Source organism: Haloarcula argentinensis DSM 12282 (genome assembly GCA_000336895.1).
In the GTDB taxonomy this organism is placed as follows: domain Archaea; phylum Halobacteriota; class Halobacteria; order Halobacteriales; family Haloarculaceae; genus Haloarcula; species Haloarcula argentinensis.
Window position 1 is genome coordinate 125445 of the sequence record AOLX01000017.1, and the last position, 17098, is coordinate 142542.

15 protein-coding genes are annotated in these 17098 nt (G+C 62.3%); 6 read left to right on the forward strand and 9 right to left on the reverse strand.

Annotated features, from left to right (window positions below; translation table 11 throughout):
- Position 1 precedes the first annotated feature (1 nt).
- On the reverse strand, positions 2 to 445 hold the full coding sequence (locus C443_RS09590) for a universal stress protein (RefSeq protein ID WP_005535920.1): 444 nt from the start codon (positions 443 to 445) through the stop codon (positions 2 to 4).
- 157 nt (positions 446 to 602) lie between these two features.
- Here C443_RS09590 and C443_RS09595 point away from each other — a divergent pair, with 157 nt between their 5' ends.
- On the forward strand, positions 603 to 1316 hold the full coding sequence (locus C443_RS09595) for a DUF4013 domain-containing protein (protein ID WP_049943988.1): 714 nt from the start codon (positions 603 to 605) through the stop codon (positions 1314 to 1316).
- Here C443_RS09595 and C443_RS09600 read toward each other — a convergent pair.
- Positions 1313 to 2503, reverse strand: coding sequence for a KaiC domain-containing protein (locus C443_RS09600; RefSeq protein WP_005535922.1), 1191 nt, complete (start codon positions 2501 to 2503; stop codon positions 1313 to 1315). The two genes, C443_RS09595 and C443_RS09600, sit on opposite strands and share 4 nt — an antisense overlap.
- A 108-nt stretch (positions 2504 to 2611) precedes the next feature.
- Here C443_RS09600 and C443_RS09605 point away from each other — a divergent pair, with 108 nt between their 5' ends.
- Positions 2612 to 3463: an NAD(+)/NADH kinase gene (locus C443_RS09605; RefSeq protein WP_005535924.1), complete on the forward strand. Its 852-nt coding sequence runs from the start codon at positions 2612 to 2614 to the stop codon at positions 3461 to 3463.
- On the opposite strand, the gene C443_RS09610 is transcribed toward C443_RS09605, so the two are convergent.
- The 3 genes from C443_RS09610 to C443_RS09620 form a co-directional block, all read right to left on the reverse strand.
- Entirely contained in the window at positions 3460 to 3747 is a 288-nt protein-coding gene (locus C443_RS09610) for a hypothetical protein (RefSeq protein WP_004593774.1), read from the reverse strand. The genes C443_RS09605 and C443_RS09610 overlap by 4 nt on opposite strands.
- Before the next feature lie 76 nt (positions 3748 to 3823).
- A complete protein-coding gene (locus tag C443_RS09615) occupies positions 3824 to 4432 on the reverse strand; it encodes a hypothetical protein (protein ID WP_049943989.1) in 609 nt (202 codons plus the stop codon).
- A gap of 68 nt (positions 4433 to 4500) precedes the next feature.
- A complete protein-coding gene (locus tag C443_RS09620; protein ID WP_049943990.1) occupies positions 4501 to 5742 on the reverse strand; it encodes an RNA-guided endonuclease InsQ/TnpB family protein in 1242 nt (413 codons plus the stop codon).
- Positions 5743 to 5940: 198 nt separating this feature from the next.
- On the opposite strand from C443_RS09620, the gene C443_RS09625 reads away from it, so the two are divergent.
- A complete protein-coding gene (locus C443_RS09625; RefSeq protein ID WP_005535929.1) occupies positions 5941 to 6483 on the forward strand; it encodes a response regulator in 543 nt (180 codons plus the stop codon).
- Here the strand turns inward: C443_RS09625 and C443_RS09630 are convergent.
- On the reverse strand, positions 6480 to 7100 hold the full coding sequence (locus C443_RS09630) for a TetR/AcrR family transcriptional regulator (protein ID WP_005535931.1): 621 nt from the start codon (positions 7098 to 7100) through the stop codon (positions 6480 to 6482). The genes C443_RS09625 and C443_RS09630 overlap by 4 nt on opposite strands.
- A gap of 204 nt (positions 7101 to 7304) precedes the next feature.
- Between C443_RS09630 and C443_RS09635 the strand changes: the two genes are divergently transcribed.
- From C443_RS09635 to C443_RS09645, 3 genes are all read left to right on the forward strand, one after another.
- Positions 7305 to 9230 (forward strand): COG1361 S-layer family protein, encoded by a 1926-nt coding sequence (locus C443_RS09635; protein ID WP_049943991.1) that lies wholly within the window; start codon positions 7305 to 7307, stop codon positions 9228 to 9230.
- 3 nt (positions 9231 to 9233) lie between these two features.
- Positions 9234 to 11750, forward strand: coding sequence for an efflux RND transporter permease subunit (locus tag C443_RS09640; protein WP_005535935.1), 2517 nt, complete (start codon positions 9234 to 9236; stop codon positions 11748 to 11750).
- 90 nt (positions 11751 to 11840) lie between these two features.
- Positions 11841 to 13241 (forward strand): dihydrolipoyl dehydrogenase family protein, encoded by a 1401-nt coding sequence (locus C443_RS09645; RefSeq protein WP_005535936.1) that lies wholly within the window; start codon positions 11841 to 11843, stop codon positions 13239 to 13241.
- Here C443_RS09645 and C443_RS09650 read toward each other — a convergent pair whose 3' ends face one another.
- The 3 genes from C443_RS09650 to C443_RS09660 form a co-directional block, all read right to left on the reverse strand.
- On the reverse strand, positions 13242 to 15188 hold the full coding sequence (locus tag C443_RS09650; RefSeq protein WP_005535937.1) for a hybrid sensor histidine kinase/response regulator: 1947 nt from the start codon (positions 15186 to 15188) through the stop codon (positions 13242 to 13244).
- Positions 15189 to 15273: 85 nt separating this feature from the next.
- Positions 15274 to 16002, reverse strand: a complete 729-nt coding sequence (locus tag C443_RS09655) for a 5-formyltetrahydrofolate cyclo-ligase (RefSeq protein ID WP_005535938.1) — start codon at positions 16000 to 16002, stop codon at positions 15274 to 15276.
- A gap of 4 nt (positions 16003 to 16006) precedes the next feature.
- Positions 16007 to 17095: a PGF-CTERM-anchored ABC transporter substrate-binding protein gene (locus tag C443_RS09660; RefSeq protein WP_005535939.1), complete on the reverse strand. Its 1089-nt coding sequence runs from the start codon at positions 17093 to 17095 to the stop codon at positions 16007 to 16009.
- Positions 17096 to 17098: the final 3 nt, after the last annotated feature.

The following is a 17098-nucleotide window of genomic DNA, read 5'->3' on the forward strand; positions in this document are numbered from 1 at the left end:
GCTACGGGTGTCGGACGATATGGACGTCGTATTCGGGGTCTTCTGATACCGGTGAGCCGACGCTACAGACCGGCGTCGACACCCGCCCGGCGTTCTCGCTGCCGATGAACACGATTGAGGCCCCCTCTTCGTGAGCGACTTCTCTGATCGTCCGGGTGATATCCGTCGTCGTCGACGCCATCGAACTCACGTCTTCCGGGACCTCGTAGCGGAACGACGCTGCCGGGGCGACCGACTCAACCTGCTTTCGCATTCGGTTGGCGATAGCTTCGGTGTCGAATTCCTCAGTATCGTCGAGCCAGCCCCGCCCCCGCGCATACGACGCATCGTCCGGAATAACGGACAGCGCGGTGATGTCCTCGTCGCGGTAGTCCGCGAACTCCATCGCCCGCGTTAGCGCGGCTTTCGACAGGGCCGAGCCGTCGAAGGGCACGAGTAGTACCATATCCCACCTGTCGCCCGGTTGTGATTTATTGGTTCCGCAAGCCGGGACGATATGAGACAAATACTGCTGGGATCGGTACACTGCAGTCCTGCGGTAAGCCGAGCGAATAACCCAGCAAGGTGTCTGTAACTAATTGTGAGGGGTGTGATCAATAGCCATGGATTCGCTAGAGGATACACTCAGATACCCCATGGAAGACGACGACTGGACCACAACGGTACTCATCGGCGGCGTCCTCAGCCTCCTCTCGTTCCTCGTCGTCCCTGCCATCCTCGTGTACGGCTATCTCGTTCAGGCAGTCCGCGAACGGGCAGACGGAGCGACACAGCCACCGGCGTTCGAAGACTGGGGCGCACTGCTCGTCGACGGCGTCAAAGCCTGGGTCATTGGCATCGTGTACATGCTCGTCCCGCTCGTCGTGTTCGGGGTGACCGTCGGCGGCAGCCTGGTCGCGATGGCGACCGGGACTCGCGCCGGAGCGGGTGCCGGTCTGGCCGGCCTCTTCGGCGGACTGGCAATCTCGTTCGTCCTGTCGCTGGTGTTCGGCTACGTGGCGACGGCCGCGATTATCCACTTCGCCTGTACCGGCGAGTTCGGTGCCGGGTTCGACTTCGGAACACTGCGGAAACTGGTCCTGTCCCCGGAGTACGCGACACCATGGCTGGTCTCGATTGCGCTGTTCATCGGTGCCAACGTCGTGGTGAACTTGCTCAACGTCGTTCCGTTCATCGGCTCGCTCGTCGCCGTGATTCTCAGTCCGTTCGCCACCTTCTACGTGCTGGTCGTCGCGACAGATCTCTGGGCCGGCGGCTACAACGCCGCACTCGACGAGCGGGACGAACCGGAGTCGGTCGGGACGGCAACGGTTTAGAAGATGTTGGCCTGCTGGTAGACCGAGATGCCGTCGTTCGTTATCTCGTAGGGTTTCGTCTCCCGCGAGTGGTTCGCGTTCCGTATCTTCTGGATCTCGACGGCGAGTCGCGTCTCGCCGGTGTCTGACCGGACGTACTGCAGGATGAACACGGCGTCGGTCAGGTATTCGATGATACCGTGTCTGGATGCGAAGGGGTTGCTCTCGCTGGCCTCGGAGACGAGCATCGTCGTCACGCCGGCCTGTTTCAGCGATCGGGTGAAATCGAACACTTCAGTGCGTCTCCGGGACTGGTCGTCGTACATCATCTCGAGCAGCGAGACAGAGTCGAGTACCAGCCGGTCGGCGTCGAACTTCTCGATGAGCGCCGGCAGTTCACCCCGAATGTTATCGAGGCTGTTTGCCATCTCGACCGGGTCGAGGTCGACAATCGCTAGCTGGCCCTGTTCCTCGTACTCTTCGAACCCCCAGCCGCGGTCACCGGCGGTGTCCAGTATCGCGTCGTGAGACTGTTCGAGGGTCAGAAACACCGCGTTCTCGCCGTTTTGCAGGCCGTGGTGAAGGAACTGTAGTCCGAACGTCGTTTTCCCGGTTCCGGCCGAACCGATGGTGACGATGAGGTGGCGCTGTGGAACCCCGCCCTGAATCATCTGATCGAGGCCCTCGATACCGATGTCGACCCGCGGGATGTCGGACTCGAACTCCTCCTCGAAGTCGCTACCGCTGTCACCGTCACCGCTGCCGGCAGACTCGAACGCGCTGGCGAAGTCGTCGTCGAAGAGCCCGCCGCCGTCGTTGCCGGGGGACCCAGCGTCGGCAGCCCCACTCTCGCTACTGAAGGGGTCATCGCCGCTGTCGTCGAACGGACTGCTGTCACTGTCCCCGCCAGAGGCGGTGCTGTCGTCGTCGCTAAACGGGCTGCTATCGTCGTCTTCGCTAAAATCGGCGCTGCCATCGTCAAACGGGCTACCGTCGTCGTTGCCGTCGTCATCGAACGGGCTACTATCGGCGTTGCCGTCGTCGCCGTCGGTCTCAAACGGCACAGTGTCGCTAGACGCCGATTCCTCGGCATCGCTCCCGGATGGTGTCGTCGAAGTGTCTTCAGCCTCCGTTGGTTCGCTGTCGCCGTCCTCGTCGTCCAGCGCACTTTCGAACCAGTCGTCGTCGGACTCGTTGTCCTCACTCATACGCACGACCACCAGCCACACGAACGGCCCATGGAAGTGGATACGCGTCGGGACTGATATAATTGCCGTCGTAGAGGGTTTATATACGGCCGGCGGGAACGTCCGGCAATGACTGTCGGGATCGTCGCGCAGCGGGACAACGACCGGGCCATGTCGCTTGCGAGTACACTGTGTGACCGACTGCGCGCCACGTCGGCGGCCGTCGTTGTCGACGAAACGACCGCCGGAGCGCTGGGTGACCACGACGCATGGGAGGCAGCCGTGCCCGATTCGGCTCCGGTCGATGAGATGTCCACCTGTGACCTCGTCGTGAGTATCGGCGGCGACGGGACGTTTCTGTACGCGGCCCGCGGTGCGGGGTCGACGCCGATACTGGGGGTCAATCTCGGCGAGGTCGGCTTTCTGAACGCTATCGCACCCGAAGAAGCCGTCGAGACGGTTGTCGCGGAGGTCGAACACATCCAGAAGACCGGGAGCGCCCGGACGCGGGCCAAGCCGCGGCTACAGGCCAACGGCGACGACTGGGAGCTGTCGCCGGCGCTGAACGAGGTCGTCATCCAGGGCGAGCGCCGTGGTCACGGCGGCGGGGCGACGCTCGACGTGTACGTCGACGACTCGCTGTACACGTCCGGCCACGCCGACGGGGTACTGGTGGCGACGCCCACCGGATCGACGGCGTACAATCTCAGCGAACGTGGCCCGCTCGTCCACCCCGACGTGGCCGGTCTCATCATCACCGGGATGGCAGATGAAACGGGGACGCCGCCGCTGGTCGTCGACGTTGACAGCGAAATCGTCGTCGAACTCACGGACGCCGACAGCGGTGTCGTCGTCAGTGACGGTCGGGTTCGAAAGGACGTGGTCCCGCCGGAGCAAATAACGGTCTCGCGTGCGGGCGAACCGGTCCGGCTCGCCGGGCCGCCGCTTGATTTCTTCACCGCACTCGACAAGCTGGCCTAACGCCGACCGACGGCGTACAGCACCGGTGCGAGGACGAGCAGGACCAGACCGAACAGTTTGTACTGGAACGACGATGCGAGGACGCTCGCACTGTTTGGTTCCATCGCTGACGCCGGCGTAATCACGAGCAGTGCACCCAGCGCAATCGTGTGCAGTCCCAGCATCCGGAGCGATCGTTGCGGGAGAATTGCGACGAGCCCACCGACAAAGCCGAGTAGCAGGACATCACCGATGGTGTAGTTCAGCAGGAAACTATCGATGAGTTGCAGCGGTGACGCGAGCATTCCTATCCAGAATCTCGCCGGGATGGAATCTTTAAAGTTCCGTTACGCCGCCGACCCGCGGGCGGCGTTCGACCGTTCAATCGCCCGTTGTCCCCAGCGGCGTGAGCAGGAGGTAGCCGGCCGACGGGGCGCCGGCCGTCCGCAGCCGGAACTGTCTCGGTTCGTCGAGTGCTGTCGAAAGGGCCACGACATCGAGGTCAGTTGTACTGACTGTCTCGGCGTCCACTTCGTCGATACCAGCCACGAGCAGTGCCTCGGAGAGGGCCGTTCCGTTGAGGCGGTCGGACGGCACGTCGAACGTGGTCCCAAACGCCTCGTTTGCAGCACGCACGACCGGACCGTGGCCCTCATCGGCGAAGTACAACACCGGGTCTGGATGACCGTCGAAGAGATCCACCGGCTGTGGCTCCGGTGTCTGCTCGGCGTCTGCCGACACGGTCATCGTCTCGTCAGTCGTCTCACCGGGCGAATCAGTCACCAGAAGGTAGGAAACGCCGCCCAGCCCGCCGCCGAGCGCCAGACCGAGGCCGATAGTGACCTGTTCCGAGAACGCGAGCGAAAACACCGACTGCACCACCAGCGCGACGGTGGCAAACACGACCGCTCCTGCCCCTATCCAACCGACCACGGCCGCGAGGCTCCCAAGGCGATGTCGACCGCCTGTGCCCGCCGACGACTTGCTCATCGGGATACACTCAACGGGCCATCGGTTAACGCTTTTCGAGAGGCGGCTGCCGTTGAGCTACCCCGGCTTCAGCCGTGGGATTCAGCGTGGACTCCCGCTCTGGCCGATTCCTCGGCAGGAGAATAGCCTCCGTTCGCGTTCAGCGTCCCGCTGTTCAAGCGCACGCCCAAGGGTGCGCCTCCGTCGCCCCCAATTTGGTTGCAACGGAGATACCGTAGTCCGATGTTCTTCGCAGCGTTGTAGTCCGCGTGATTCTCGTATCCACACTTCAAACACTCGAATTCTTCATCCTCGCGGTTATCTGGGTGCGTGAACCCGCAGTGCGAGCAACGCCGCGACGTGTCCTCCGGGTCAACCTGCTCGACCACAATGCCGTATTCTTCGGCCTTGTACTCGACGTACTCGTACAGGCGGTCGAACGCCCATTTGTGCCCCCATGACGCACCAGTCCGCTCGCGGATGTCAGTCAAGTCCTCGAACGCTATCACCGAACACCCGTTGTCACGGGCTTCTGCGACGAGTTCGTTGCTGATGCGGTGCAGCATCAGCTTGAACCGTCCTTCCTCTTTCCGCCCGACGGACTGGATGTTCTCGTGTGCCCAGCGCGTCCCGCACTGCTGGAGCGAACCACGGCGTTTTTCGTACTCACGCTGCCAGTGGTCGAACTCGTTACCAGTCCAGAACGTGCCAGTGCTGGTGACGGCGAGGGTGTTCACGCCGAGGTCAACCCCGAGAACCGTTCCGTTCTCGGTGGCTGCCTGTTCCGACGTGCCAGGCTCCACGTCCCTCTTGCAGTGGATGTGAAGCACCCAGTCACCGTCACGATAGTGCAGTTCCGCACTCGTCGTCTCGTACTCGTCTGAAAACAGGTATGCGGAGTGCGGTGTGTCGCTGTCCTCGTCAGGTAGTACGTAGTCGGCTTCGATTCGCCCGTCCGTGGTGGCGAGGCTCACGTGGTCGTCGAGGAACGTCGCAGTACGCTTGTCGTAGACGACGTGCGGGCTGGTGAATGTGGGTTTCGAGGCTTTCTTTCCGTTCTTCCAGCGGGCAACGACGCTTTTGCAGGCTTGGGCGGCTTTGTTCCGAGCGGCTTGGACGAGGCCACCGTTGAATCCGTCTGTTTTGTCGCGCACGTGGTCGTAGGTTTCGTCATCCAACTGTGTTTTGCTGGTGGTGACGGACTCGCCTTGGAAGGCGTGGTCAACGACGTACTGAGCGCACCAGAGAAAGGTGTCTACGGTGTCTTCGAGGCGTGCGGCGTCGTCGCTGTCCACATCGAGCGCAACAGGAACAGTACGCCGCACGTCGATATCTTATATGTAGTCGAGTTGGTACTTAATGGTTGGGAGTCGGGCTGCTATCGTCGGTGGGTTGTGACACGGAGCTTACGGATTCATCCCACGGCTAAATCCGTGGGTTTTCTCCTCCGTTCCGTATAAAACCATATACAGTTGCCAGCCGTATAACGGTGTAGTACCGTGTCAAGAACTACAGGCGGCCCGCCGCGGGTGCTCGTCGTCGACGACGAACATGACGTCGCCGACACGCAGGCTCTGAAACTCGGCGAGCGCTACGAGACGACTGTCGCGTACAGTGGCCAGGCGGCGCTCGACGCTGCCGGTCCGGAGTTCGACGCTGTGTTGCTCGACCGACGAATGCCCGACGTCCACGGTGACGACGTGCTTTCACGGTTGCGCGAGCGGGGGTACGATGGCATCATCATCATGCTGACCGCAGTCGACGCCGACCTGAACATTCTGGAGATGCCCTTCGACGACTACCTCCAGAAACCGGTTGACCAGTCGACGCTCCTGTCGACGCTCGACCAGCACCTCGACAGGTCCGTCGAAGACGACAGGCTCGACGAGTACTTCCGGATCTCCTCGAAGCTCTCCGTGCTGGAACGCGAGAAATCCGCGTCACAACTGGAGTCAAGCGACGAGTACACAAGGCTGAAAGAACGAGCCAGAGAACTGGAGTGGGTGCTGCACGCCGAAAACGATGATTTCGAGGAGCTGAAGGAGACGTACCAGTCGATCAGCCGAAGCTAGGTGTCGAGAATCAGCGTCTCTTCGATGTACTCGTCTATGGTGTCCCGAACCGCGGCGACAGGGTTGTCGTTGCGTGTTGCGCTCTGAAGGATTACACCGTCGAGTATCGTGATCATGAATCGCGAAACCGTGTTGGGGTCGACCTCGGCGAAGACTCCCTGTTCGATGCCGTCCTCGATGATCTGTACGAGTTGCCGAGTAAACAGTTCGTCCGTCTCAGTGAACTTCTCGCGGAAGTCCGGATTCTGGACTGCTTGAGCGCGCATCTCGACGTATGAACCGAGTACGGCGTTCTTCTCGGGCGTTTCGACGCAGTCAGGAAAATCGTCGAGCACGAGGCTGACAAACGTCTTGATGTCCTGTTCGGGGTCGCCGGTCGACTCGATCTGAAAGATGCGGTTAAACTCCGTGAGGATGAACTCCTGAAACGACAGCAGAAGGTCCTCCTTGCCATCGAAGTGGTGATAGAACGTCGATTTGCTGAGGTCGGCCTCGTCCGCGATTCGCTGTATCGAAAGTCCGGCGTACCCGTATTCTCGGAGGGCACGAAACGTGGCTCGCATTATCGCCTCGTGCGAGTCCGCTGGCTCCCCGGCAAACGGAATTCCATCACTCATCCCGACCGAATATTCGTTCGGGCAGTAAATATCTTCCCACTGTTACTGAACCACAACGTTGATAGGCGACCGAACGTTCGTTCGATGTACACGGTTCGGACGGGAGTCTGCACAGACGTATGTGGGTTTATATCCCGATCTCCCAAGCATGACCTCCGCTCCGGACAGAAACAAACGGTAAGGAATGTCCGAAGTGTCCTACGCATGAAACCACGAACATTACTGACGCTGGCTGTTATCGCATTGCTCATGGCGTCCGGAACGGCGATCGCCGCCGTATCCGGGAGCCCCGACTTCGACGCAACGTTCGTCGATGATACCGTCACGCCCGGTGAGGAGACGACACTCGACGTTGTGCTCGTCAACAGCGGCACGGTCGACTCCGGCCCGACGACGCAGGCGGTTCGGAGTAGCGAAGTAACGACCGCCCGCGGTACCACAGTCAAGGTCAATGACGGAGATGCCCCGATCACGGTGACAACGAACAAGCAGGCCGTCGGCTCCGTCCCGGAAGGCAAGACAGAGCCGATTTCCTTCGAGGTGAGCGTCGATGACGACGCAAGTCCCGGAGACTACACCGTTCCCGTCATCGTCGAGTACGAATACACGAGCTACATTTCCGAGGGTGACGGCGCACGTGACGAAAAATCCACCACCGAACGGATCGAACTCGAACTCGAAATCGACGACGACGCGGCCTTTGACGTGGTGAGCGTCGATTCAGGGGCGCGCGTTGACTCGGTTGGGACGGTCGCAGTCACCGTCGAGAATACTGGTGACGAACCAGCCCGAGAAGCCTCAGTAACGCTGGAGTCGACAAACCCTGAACTCACAGTCGGTAGCGACACCAGCAGCTCCCGGTTCATCGATACCTGGGAAGCTGGTGAACAGCGGACGCTCCGGTATCGCGTCGGTGCGAGCGGTGACGCCAGAGCCGAACCGTACCAGTTCGACCTGCAAGTCGACTTCGACGACACGGACGGGGTACGAAAGAGTACCTCCGCCTCCTCGCTCGGAATTACACCTGCCCGCGAGCAAACGTTCACTGTCGAACGTACCGATAGCGATGTCGCTGTCAGTGACTCCGGGACCTACAATGTGACTCTGCGCAACGACGGGCCTGTCACAGTCTCAGACGCGACAGTGACACTTACCACGCAGAACAGCGCGATTACGTTCGGACAGTCCGAATCCACGTCGCAGTTCGTCGGCTCTTGGGAGCCGGGTGAAACGCGAACAGTGAGCGTTGACGCGAGCGCCAGTGACGATGCCAAGACACAGAGCTACGCGCTATCGGGGTCAGTGAGCTACGACGACCCCGAAGGCGATGCCGGCGTCGCTGACGACATCTCGCTGGGACTCACACCCGAGCCCGAACAGTCCTTCGCCATGGGTGACGTCGAATCGTCCCTGCAGGCAGGTGACGACGGCACGCTGGAAGCATCACTGACCAATACCGGCGACCGAACAGTTCGGAACGTCGTCCTGAACTGGGCGAGCACCCACGACAACATCTCACCGAAAGAGACCCAGTACGCGGTCGGCGATCTCGAACCGGGCGAGTCGGCAACCGTCTCGTTCGACGCCGAGGTGTCGGACAACGCAAACTCCGGTCCGCGGCAGTTCGACTTCGTCGCCAACTACCGCAACAGCGAGGGCGACAGGCGCGAGAGCGACACGCTCGAAGTCCGGCAGAGTGTCGACGGTAGCGCCGACGAGTTCCTCGTCGAGTCGACGAACGCGTCCGTCAACGTTGGTGGGTCCAGCACGCTCGAAGTGACCATCACTAACGACGCCGGTGAGCGACTGACCGACATCGAGGCAAAGCTGTTCGCCGAGTCCCCGATCTCCGTCTCGGACGACCAGGCGTACATCGACAGCCTCGACCAAGGCGAGTCGACGACCATCGAGTTCGGTATCAGTGCAAGCGGTGCCGCGATGACGAAGAACTACCCCGTCTCGGTTGACTTCCAGTACGAGGAGCCGGACGGAGATACGCCGGTCTCTGACACCTACCGGCTTCCCGTCTCGGTGACCAACTCCGGCGGTGGCAGTTCGCCGCTAACGGCGATTATCGGCGTTGCACTCGTGGCCGCCCTGGCCATCGGCGGCTACTTCAGGTTCCGCTAACGCATGGACTACCAGCGCTACATCGATTGGGCGGACGACCGCATCGTCCACGATTCACGGAAGGTGGTGCTTCTCTTCCTAGTCGTGACGGTGGTCTTCAGCGCCGGCCTCGGGAGCGTCTCGACTAACTCCGGGACATCGCAGTTTACGACCGACTTGCCGGCTGAGGAGGCACTGCAGGAGGTCAATGACAAGTTCTCGCCGACCTTCTCACCGGATACAGGGAGTACACAGCTCATCCAGCGGGAGACCAACGTGCTCTCGAAGCCGGCGCTGCTTCGGATGCTCAGGTCACAGCATCGATTAGAACAGCACGCGGAACTCCGTGTCACGTCGACGTCAAGCGCCGCCAGCATCGTCGCCCAACAGCTAAACCCGGAGGCGACGACGACCGAACAGCAGGTCTATGCTGTCGAATCAGCGACGCCAAGTGAGATCGATGCCGCCGTCAGGCGCGCGGCCGAGCAGAATCCCCGGTTCGAATCGCTACTGAGCAAGGACTTCAACCGCAAAGCTGCCTCGGCGTCGGCGACAATCGGCGTCGTCACACACGAGGTCCCGGCCGGCATCTCCTCCGGGTCGGGGCAGGGTGGTTCGAGTCCGCTGACGAGCATCCAGAAACAGTCCGGGTTCACTGTCGCCAGCGCTGACCACGGTGGCATTACCCTGTTCGGCAGTGGTATCGTTGCGGACGAGTTCTCGAACGTCGTCGGCGACTCGCTCATCCTGACGGTGCCCGCAGCAGTGCTGTTCATCCTGTTTTTCCTGACGATTGCCTACCGCGACCTCGCAGACATGGCACTCGGCCTGCTCGCGCTGTTTATGGCCGTCGTCTGGACGTTCGGCTTCATGGGGCTTGCCGGCATCCCCTTCTCGCAGATGCTCATTGCCGTGCCACCGCTGTTACTGGCAGTCGGTATCGACTTCGGGATTCACGCCGTCAACCGGTATCGGGAGGAGCGCGAAACCGGAGAATCTATCCAGAAGTCGATGCGGATCACGACCGACCAGCTGCTCGTCGCGTTCTTCATTGTGACCGGGACGACGGTCATCGGGTTCGCTGCGAATCTCACCAGCGCACTGCCGCCGATTCAGGACTTCGGCTACGTGGCCTCTGTCGGTATCACATTCACCTTCCTCATCTTCGGGGTGTTCCTGCCCGCAGCAAAGGTGGAACTGGACCGGCTCCGCCAGCGCTACCCCATTCCGACGTTCAGCGAGACGCCGCTGGGCGCAGAGGATTCGGCACTCAGCGGCGTGTTGCGCGGTGGTGTCGTCATCGCGAACCGCGCCCCGATCATCTTCCTCGTACTCATCCTCGTGTCGACGGTCGGTGCCAGCTACTACGCCACCGGCGTCTCGACCTCGTTCAGTCAGGAGGACTTTCTGCCGCCCGAGGAAAACCCGGACTTCGTCGAGGCCCTGCCGGAACCGTTCGCCCCAAGCGAATACACTGTAACGGAGGTGACGAACTTCCTCGATGAGCGGTTCGATACGACCCAGTCCAGTGAAGCGACGGTGTACGTAGAGGGGCCAATGCGGAACGACGCGGCGCTCGAACAGATGTATCGGGCGGGCAACAACCCGCCGGACTCGTTCGTCCGGGAAGACGGGCGGGCTGATTCGACATCTATCGTGACGGTCATTCAGGATCAGGCAGAGCGCGACCCCGAGTTCCGCCGGATGGTCGAACGCAACGACCGGAACGACAACGGGGTCCCTGACGATAATCTCGAGGAGATATACGAGTATCTGCTCGACTCGCCGGCCCGTAGTACGGCGCTCGAATACATCACTGAGGACTATCGGAGCGCACGCGTCGTCTACACGGTCGAATCGGACGCGTCCGACGCAGAGGTGACCGCCGACGCGCGAAGCGTTGCCGACGACTTCCGGTATGAAGCGACGGCAACCGGCTCTGTCGTCGTGTTCCAGGCCGTCTCGGACCTCATTCTGGAGTCAGCCATCCAGTCACTGGCGATCGCGCTTGTCGGCTCATCGGTGTTCCTCATCCTCATCTACAATATGCTGGAGGGGCGGCCGTCGCTCGGCCTCGTGAACATGATTCCCGTTGTCGTCACAGTGGCGTGGCTCGGCGGAACGATGCGACTGCTCAGCATCCCGTTCAACGCGCTCACAGCGACAATGCTGGCGATAACTATCGGGCTGGGGGTCGACTACTCTGTCCACGTCACCCACCGGTTCGCCGACGAGTTCAAGAAGAACGACCTCGAAACGGCACTGGACCGAACGGTTCGCGGGACTGGCGGGGCGCTGTTCGGGAGTATGCTCACCACGACATTCGGCATCGGTGTGCTCGGGCTGGCTGTGTTCCCCGCAATCGGCCAGTTCGGCATCCTGACGGCAATGTCGATCGGGTACGCGTTCCTCACCTCCCTGATGGTGATCCCGTCCGCGCTCGTCGTCTGGGACCGGGTGTTCAACGCTGACTGGTCGATTCGTGGCCTACTCGGGTTGGGGCGATCGCGTCCACCCGCACCCGTCGACGGCGACGACTGAGCCGTGGCCGCGGGCACGGCCCACCCCGGTCGTGTCCGGGCGAAACACGCCACTGAAGCCTTTATTTGCTGGCATCGTCCTAGCACTGGTATGACTCACGTCGTTATCATCGGCGCGTATGGCAGTGCCGGGGCCGCAGTCGCCGGCGACCTTGTCGAGGCGGACGACATCGAACTCACGCTCATCGACAACGGCGAGCCCGGCGGCGGCCTCTGTATCCTCCGTGGCTGTATGCCATCCAAGGAAGTGCTCTCCGCAGGGGCACATCGCTTTCAGGCGCGCCACGACGACCGTCTCGTCGGCGACGTGCCCGAAGTTGATCTGGAGGCCGTCGTCGAACGCAAGGACGACCACGTGCTGGGCTGGGCCGGGCACCGGCGAGACTCCGTCCACGAGATGGCCGAGCGCGACGACGTGACGTTCATCCACGACACTGCCACGTTCGTCGACGAGCACACGGTCCGGGCCGGCGGCGAGGAACACGAGGCCGACTACGTCGTCATCGCGACCGGCTCCAGCGTGAACGTCCCGGACACGCCCGGCATCGACGAGGTCGACTTCATGACCAGCGACCAGGTACTCGACGCAACGGAGTTCCCTGACTCAGGCATCGTGATGGGCTTCGGGTACATCGGGATGGAGCTGGTCCCGTATCTGGCGGAGGCCGGCGGCATGGAGCTCACCGTTATCGAGCACGACGACCGGCCAATCGACGAAGGCGACCCGGAGTTCGGCGACGAGGCGCTCGACATCTACGAGGACAACTGGGACGTGACCATTCCGACGAACTGCTACGAGAAGGAGCTGGAGGAGACTGCGGACGGCGGCGTCCGCCTCACCGTCGAGTACGACGACGGGGGCGAGGAGACGTTCGAGGCCGACCAGCTGTTCCTGTTTACCGGTCGTCGCCCGACCGTCGAGGGGCTCGGCCTGGAGAACACACCCGTCTCCGTCGAAGGCGACTGGGCGAAAGACACGATGCAGACTCGTGACGCAGACCATATCTACGCCGTCGGCGACGTCAACGGCAAAGAGCCGATTCTCCACGTCGCCAAGGAACAGGGCTTCACCGCGGCCGAGAATATCCTCCAGCAGGAGGCCGGTGGCTCACTCGAAGAATACCGGAACGTCCACCACCACGTCATCTTCTCCGGGCTGGGCGTGTATCCGTTCGCTCGCGTCGGCCACAACGAGGAGACGGCGAAAGAGGCGGGCTACGACGTCGTCACGGCGACGCGACAGGCCAGCGACGATGGCGTGTTCAAGTCGAAAGACGTGCCCGAGGGGCTTGCGAAGCTCGTCGTCGACGCTTCGGATGGAACAGTACTCGGCTGGCAGGGCCTGCACTACCACGCGGACAGCTTCGCCAAGACGTTCCAGACCATCGTCGAACTCGGCCTTGACGTGCGTGACCTGCCGGACCGGGCCTACCACCCGACGCTCCCCGAAAACGTCGACGGCCTCATCCGAGACTGCGTCGACCAGCTATAGTTACTCGATCTGAATACCGGTCACGTCGAAGCGCGTACCGCCGTCCTCGCTTTCCGAGATGGTAATCCGAGCACCGTGTGCGTCGACGATTTCGGAGACGATAGCCAGCCCGAAGCCGGTCCCGTCGTCGCTTGTGGTGTAGCCGCGCTCGAACACCTTTTCACGCGTGTCCTCGGGAATACCGGGACCGTCGTCGGCCACGTAGAATCCCCGCCCGTCCGGCAGCGTCCCGACACGGACGGTTACGGGATCGTCGCTCTCATCGGCCGCCGTCTGACTGCTCCCGTGTTCCACGCTGTTTCGGAAGAGGTTCTCAAACAGTTGCTGCAGACGTGTCTGGTCACCCGTGATCCGCGCGTCCGTGTCGGCGCGTTCGAGCGTCGCGTCCGAACTCTCGACGGTGTCCCAGGCGGCCGTAATGATATCGTCTAGCGACGCTTCGGTCGCGTCGATGACTTTGTGGCCGCCGCGGGCGAGCGCGAGTACGTCGTCGATGAGTTCGTCCATCCGTTCGAGCGACCGCTGGAGTGCCTCGACGTGCTCCGGGTCCCCGTCGTACGCCTCGTCGACAAGCGTGAGCCGGCCGAACGCGACATTGAGCGGGTTCCGGAGGTCGTGGCTGACGACGCTGGCGAACTTCTCCAGTCGGTTTCGCTCGCGGGTGAGTTCCTGTTCGCGGCGTTCGCGCTCCTGTTCGTAACTGACCCAGTTTCCCATCAACTCCACGAGCGTGACTTCCCACTCGGAGAAGGAATCGCGGGGCTCCGTGCCGTAGAAGCAGAACGTGCCGTACACCGAGCCGTCGACGACAACGGGCGTTCCGAGGTAACAGGAGACGCCCATCTCCGTGTAGCCAGCCCGTTCAGCCAGTTCCGGTCGGTCTTCGGCGATGTCGGCGAGGACCAGTGTCTGCTCCTCGACGACGGCCCGCTCGCAGTTCGTCGTGTCCAGCGGGACTGCATCGCCCGCCTCGATGGCTCCTCTCCGGTCGCGGACGATTTCGAAGACGTACATATCGCCATCGATGCGTGAGAGCGCGGCCGTTTCGGTTCCGAGGGCGTGCTGCCCGATTTCGAGCAGGCGCTCGACCTTGTCCTCGAAATTGAGATCCTTGCGGGAGATGACCCGGTAAATCTCTCGAAGTGTCCGCTCTCTACCCCTTATCTCCTCCTCGTGCTTGTGGCGCTCAGTGATGTCACGGAAGTACACCGAAATCCCGGTTGGCGACGGGTACACAGATACCTCGAACCACGTCTGCAGTGGTTCGAAGTACGCCTCGAAGGACGCTGGCTCCTGCTGTGTCATCGCCTGTCGGTACTGCTTGCTGAACTCTGTTCCTTCTATCGACGGGACCGCCTCCCAGATGTTTTGCCCCAGCAAGTCAGTGGTATCTCCGTCGACCGCCATCGCACGGCCGATGACGCGCCGGCCGCGTTCGTTAGCGTAGGTAAACTCCCAGTTTTCATCGACCGCGAAGAACGCGTCGGTCATCCGGTCGAGGATGTCCGACTCCTCCTGATAGCGGGCGACAGCGGAGGTAATTCGCTGTCGGAGCAGTTCCGTCTGCTCCGAAAGCGGCGTTTTCGTCACGTAGTCTGTGACGCCAGCAGAGATAGCGTCGCTGGCTACGCTCTCGTCGCCGTCGTCAGTGAAGAGGAGAAAGGGGAGGTCAAAGGACTGGTCCCGGACCACGCTCAACAGTTCGATTCCGTCTCGGTCCGGGAGTCGGTACTCGCTAACGACGCAGTCGTAGGACGCGTCTTCGAGGGCATTGAGCGCGTCGTCCGCCGTCTCACATACCGTCACAGTGAACTCGTCGGCGCTACCAGTCAGCGTCTCTTTGACCGCCGTGATGTCGTCGCAGTCCGCGTCGACATAGAGAACGCGTACCCGCCCGGTAGTTCCATCCGCCCCGTGACGGTTCGGCGTGGCCACGGGTGTATCCATACACCTTCCAAGGCATGTGGCGGTAAAGTTGTACCGCTGGTAAGCTTTCATTACCAGGGTTTGAGCCGGTATAGCGCCCGGTCACTCAGTCGGGGCGGCGCGAGGAAAGCACCGGAATCTCGTCGATACGGTCCGCGGAAAGCGCGTCCCAATCGATGCCCGTTGGCGTCGTGTGTGTAGTCGCCGTCTCGACAGTGCGGTCCGGCGTCACGATCCAGTCCATCGGCACGTCGTGGTCGTCGACGGGAGCAGTGGTGTCGACGACGCCCGCCGGACCGCCCACGATCTGAAGTTCGTGGACCGTCGTCACGACCGGCGTCGTTCCGTCGACCAGCCCCAGTTCACGGAGAACAGCGTATTCGAGGTCGCTATACCCTTCGCCCTTCCCGATTCGCGCGCCGTCTTCGGTGACTGCGACCGATCCCGACACGACGAGGTCGACGCTCCCGACCGCCTCAGGGCCGACCTGTCGGGCGTGATCCGCGACGTTCGAAATCGCCGGCGCGGCTTCGATGTCGTCGAGGTCGTCGGGGTCGAGTTCGTAGAAACAGCGCTCGTCCCGAAGCCGTGGTACAGCCATATACACCGTTTTGCCGGCCCGCAGCGCCGCCCGGCGGACCGGGAGCTGTGGCGAATCCGGATTCGCCTTCACCGTCTCCGCGGCGTCCCAGACTGCTGTCTCGGTCAAGCGCTGTGCGGCCTCGCTCGCGCCCGCGAAGTTCGGAATCCGGTCGTGGGGCGGAAACGGAAACCGAGCGATACCGCGGTCTTCCAGCGCGTCCCAGACTGTTTCACGGATAGCTTGTTTGTCCATGGCGCTACAGCCTCCGGCGGCGGAACTGCTGTGTGCAGACCAGCGCCAGCAGTGCGACAAGCGCCGCGACAGCTGTGAAACCGGGACCGCTGGCGTCGGTCGTGGACTGGTCAGTGCTCGGCGTGTGGTCCGCGGGCGTAGGCTCGCTCGTTTTGGTCACGGCTGACCGGGGAACGTAGCTGTCGGCGTCGTACCGGTCCGGATAGAGCTGCGCGGTGGCGTTGTGTGCGAACGAGACTACGCTCCGCGGGGCGGGCTGGTTGATGTTCCGCACCTGTACAGCGACCGTCGAATTGGTCTCGCCCGCAGTCGTGCTGGCGTAGGGCTCGGTCGTCGCGATGGTCGCCGTGTTCTCGGTGACGAAGAGCACCGCTGGGTCGAGTTGGAGGATGACCTCGTCGCTGAGCTGTGGGTATTTCGTGTGGTTGCGGGCCGCGACGTTTTCCGCGCCCGCGAGTTCGATGAGTGACGTGACGAAGGTGTTGCCCGCCGCCACGTACCCCCCGCCAAGCGGATACAGCGCCGTCGGTCGGTCCTCGGCATCGGCGGTGACCTGCCGAACGGAATCGACGTTCGCGTCCATCCAGGCGTTGGCTTCGCTCGCACCCTCGCAGTTACCGGTCAGGCGTCCGATAGTCGTCGTCTTTGTCCGGATATCCCCGATAGTCGTCGCGGCAGGGAGGTGATACACGGTGAGCCCGGCCTGTCGGAGCGGGGCCACGTCACCGGCGCTGGCGTTCGGCGCGATCACCAGATCCGGGTTCGTACTGACGACGCGCTCGACGTTGACGCCGAAGCTCGCGGAGACGTTCGTCCGACTCTCAGCCCCGTCCAGATAGCTTGCATACTGGGTGAGCCCGACCACCTGAGAGCGGCCGCCGATCTCCCACATCGTCTGGGCAGCCGAAGGGTTGATCGTCGTGACCCGATTCGGGCGCTCCTCAATAGTGACCTCAGTCCCGGTCGCGTCGGTCATCGTGACCGGAAACGAGCAGCCCTCCGCTTGTGTGGCTGCTGTTGCTGAAGCTGGAGTGACACCCGCGAACGAGCCGACAAGCAAGACAGAGACGAATACGAGAGAAAGTCGTCGCATACC

Coding starts and splice junctions, on each gene's coding strand:
- C443_RS09635 (WP_049943991.1), top strand. CDS start 7,305: ATGAAACCACGAACATTACTGACGCTGGCTGTTATCGCATTGCTCATG.
- C443_RS09650 (WP_005535937.1), bottom strand. CDS start 15,188: ATGGATACACCCGTGGCCACGCCGAACCGTCACGGGGCGGATGGAACT.
- C443_RS09645 (WP_005535936.1), top strand. CDS start 11,841: ATGACTCACGTCGTTATCATCGGCGCGTATGGCAGTGCCGGGGCCGCA.
- C443_RS09610 (WP_004593774.1), bottom strand. CDS start 3,747: ATGCTCGCGTCACCGCTGCAACTCATCGATAGTTTCCTGCTGAACTAC.
- C443_RS09640 (WP_005535935.1), top strand. CDS start 9,234: ATGGACTACCAGCGCTACATCGATTGGGCGGACGACCGCATCGTCCAC.
- C443_RS09600 (WP_005535922.1), bottom strand. CDS start 2,503: ATGAGTGAGGACAACGAGTCCGACGACGACTGGTTCGAAAGTGCGCTG.
- C443_RS09605 (WP_005535924.1), top strand. CDS start 2,612: ATGACTGTCGGGATCGTCGCGCAGCGGGACAACGACCGGGCCATGTCG.
- C443_RS09595 (WP_049943988.1), top strand. CDS start 603: ATGGATTCGCTAGAGGATACACTCAGATACCCCATGGAAGACGACGAC.
- C443_RS09660 (WP_005535939.1), bottom strand. CDS start 17,095: ATGCGACGACTTTCTCTCGTATTCGTCTCTGTCTTGCTTGTCGGCTCG.
- C443_RS09655 (WP_005535938.1), bottom strand. CDS start 16,002: ATGGACAAACAAGCTATCCGTGAAACAGTCTGGGACGCGCTGGAAGAC.
- C443_RS09630 (WP_005535931.1), bottom strand. CDS start 7,100: ATGAGTGATGGAATTCCGTTTGCCGGGGAGCCAGCGGACTCGCACGAG.
- C443_RS09615 (WP_049943989.1), bottom strand. CDS start 4,432: ATGAGCAAGTCGTCGGCGGGCACAGGCGGTCGACATCGCCTTGGGAGC.
- C443_RS09590 (WP_005535920.1), bottom strand. CDS start 445: ATGGTACTACTCGTGCCCTTCGACGGCTCGGCCCTGTCGAAAGCCGCG.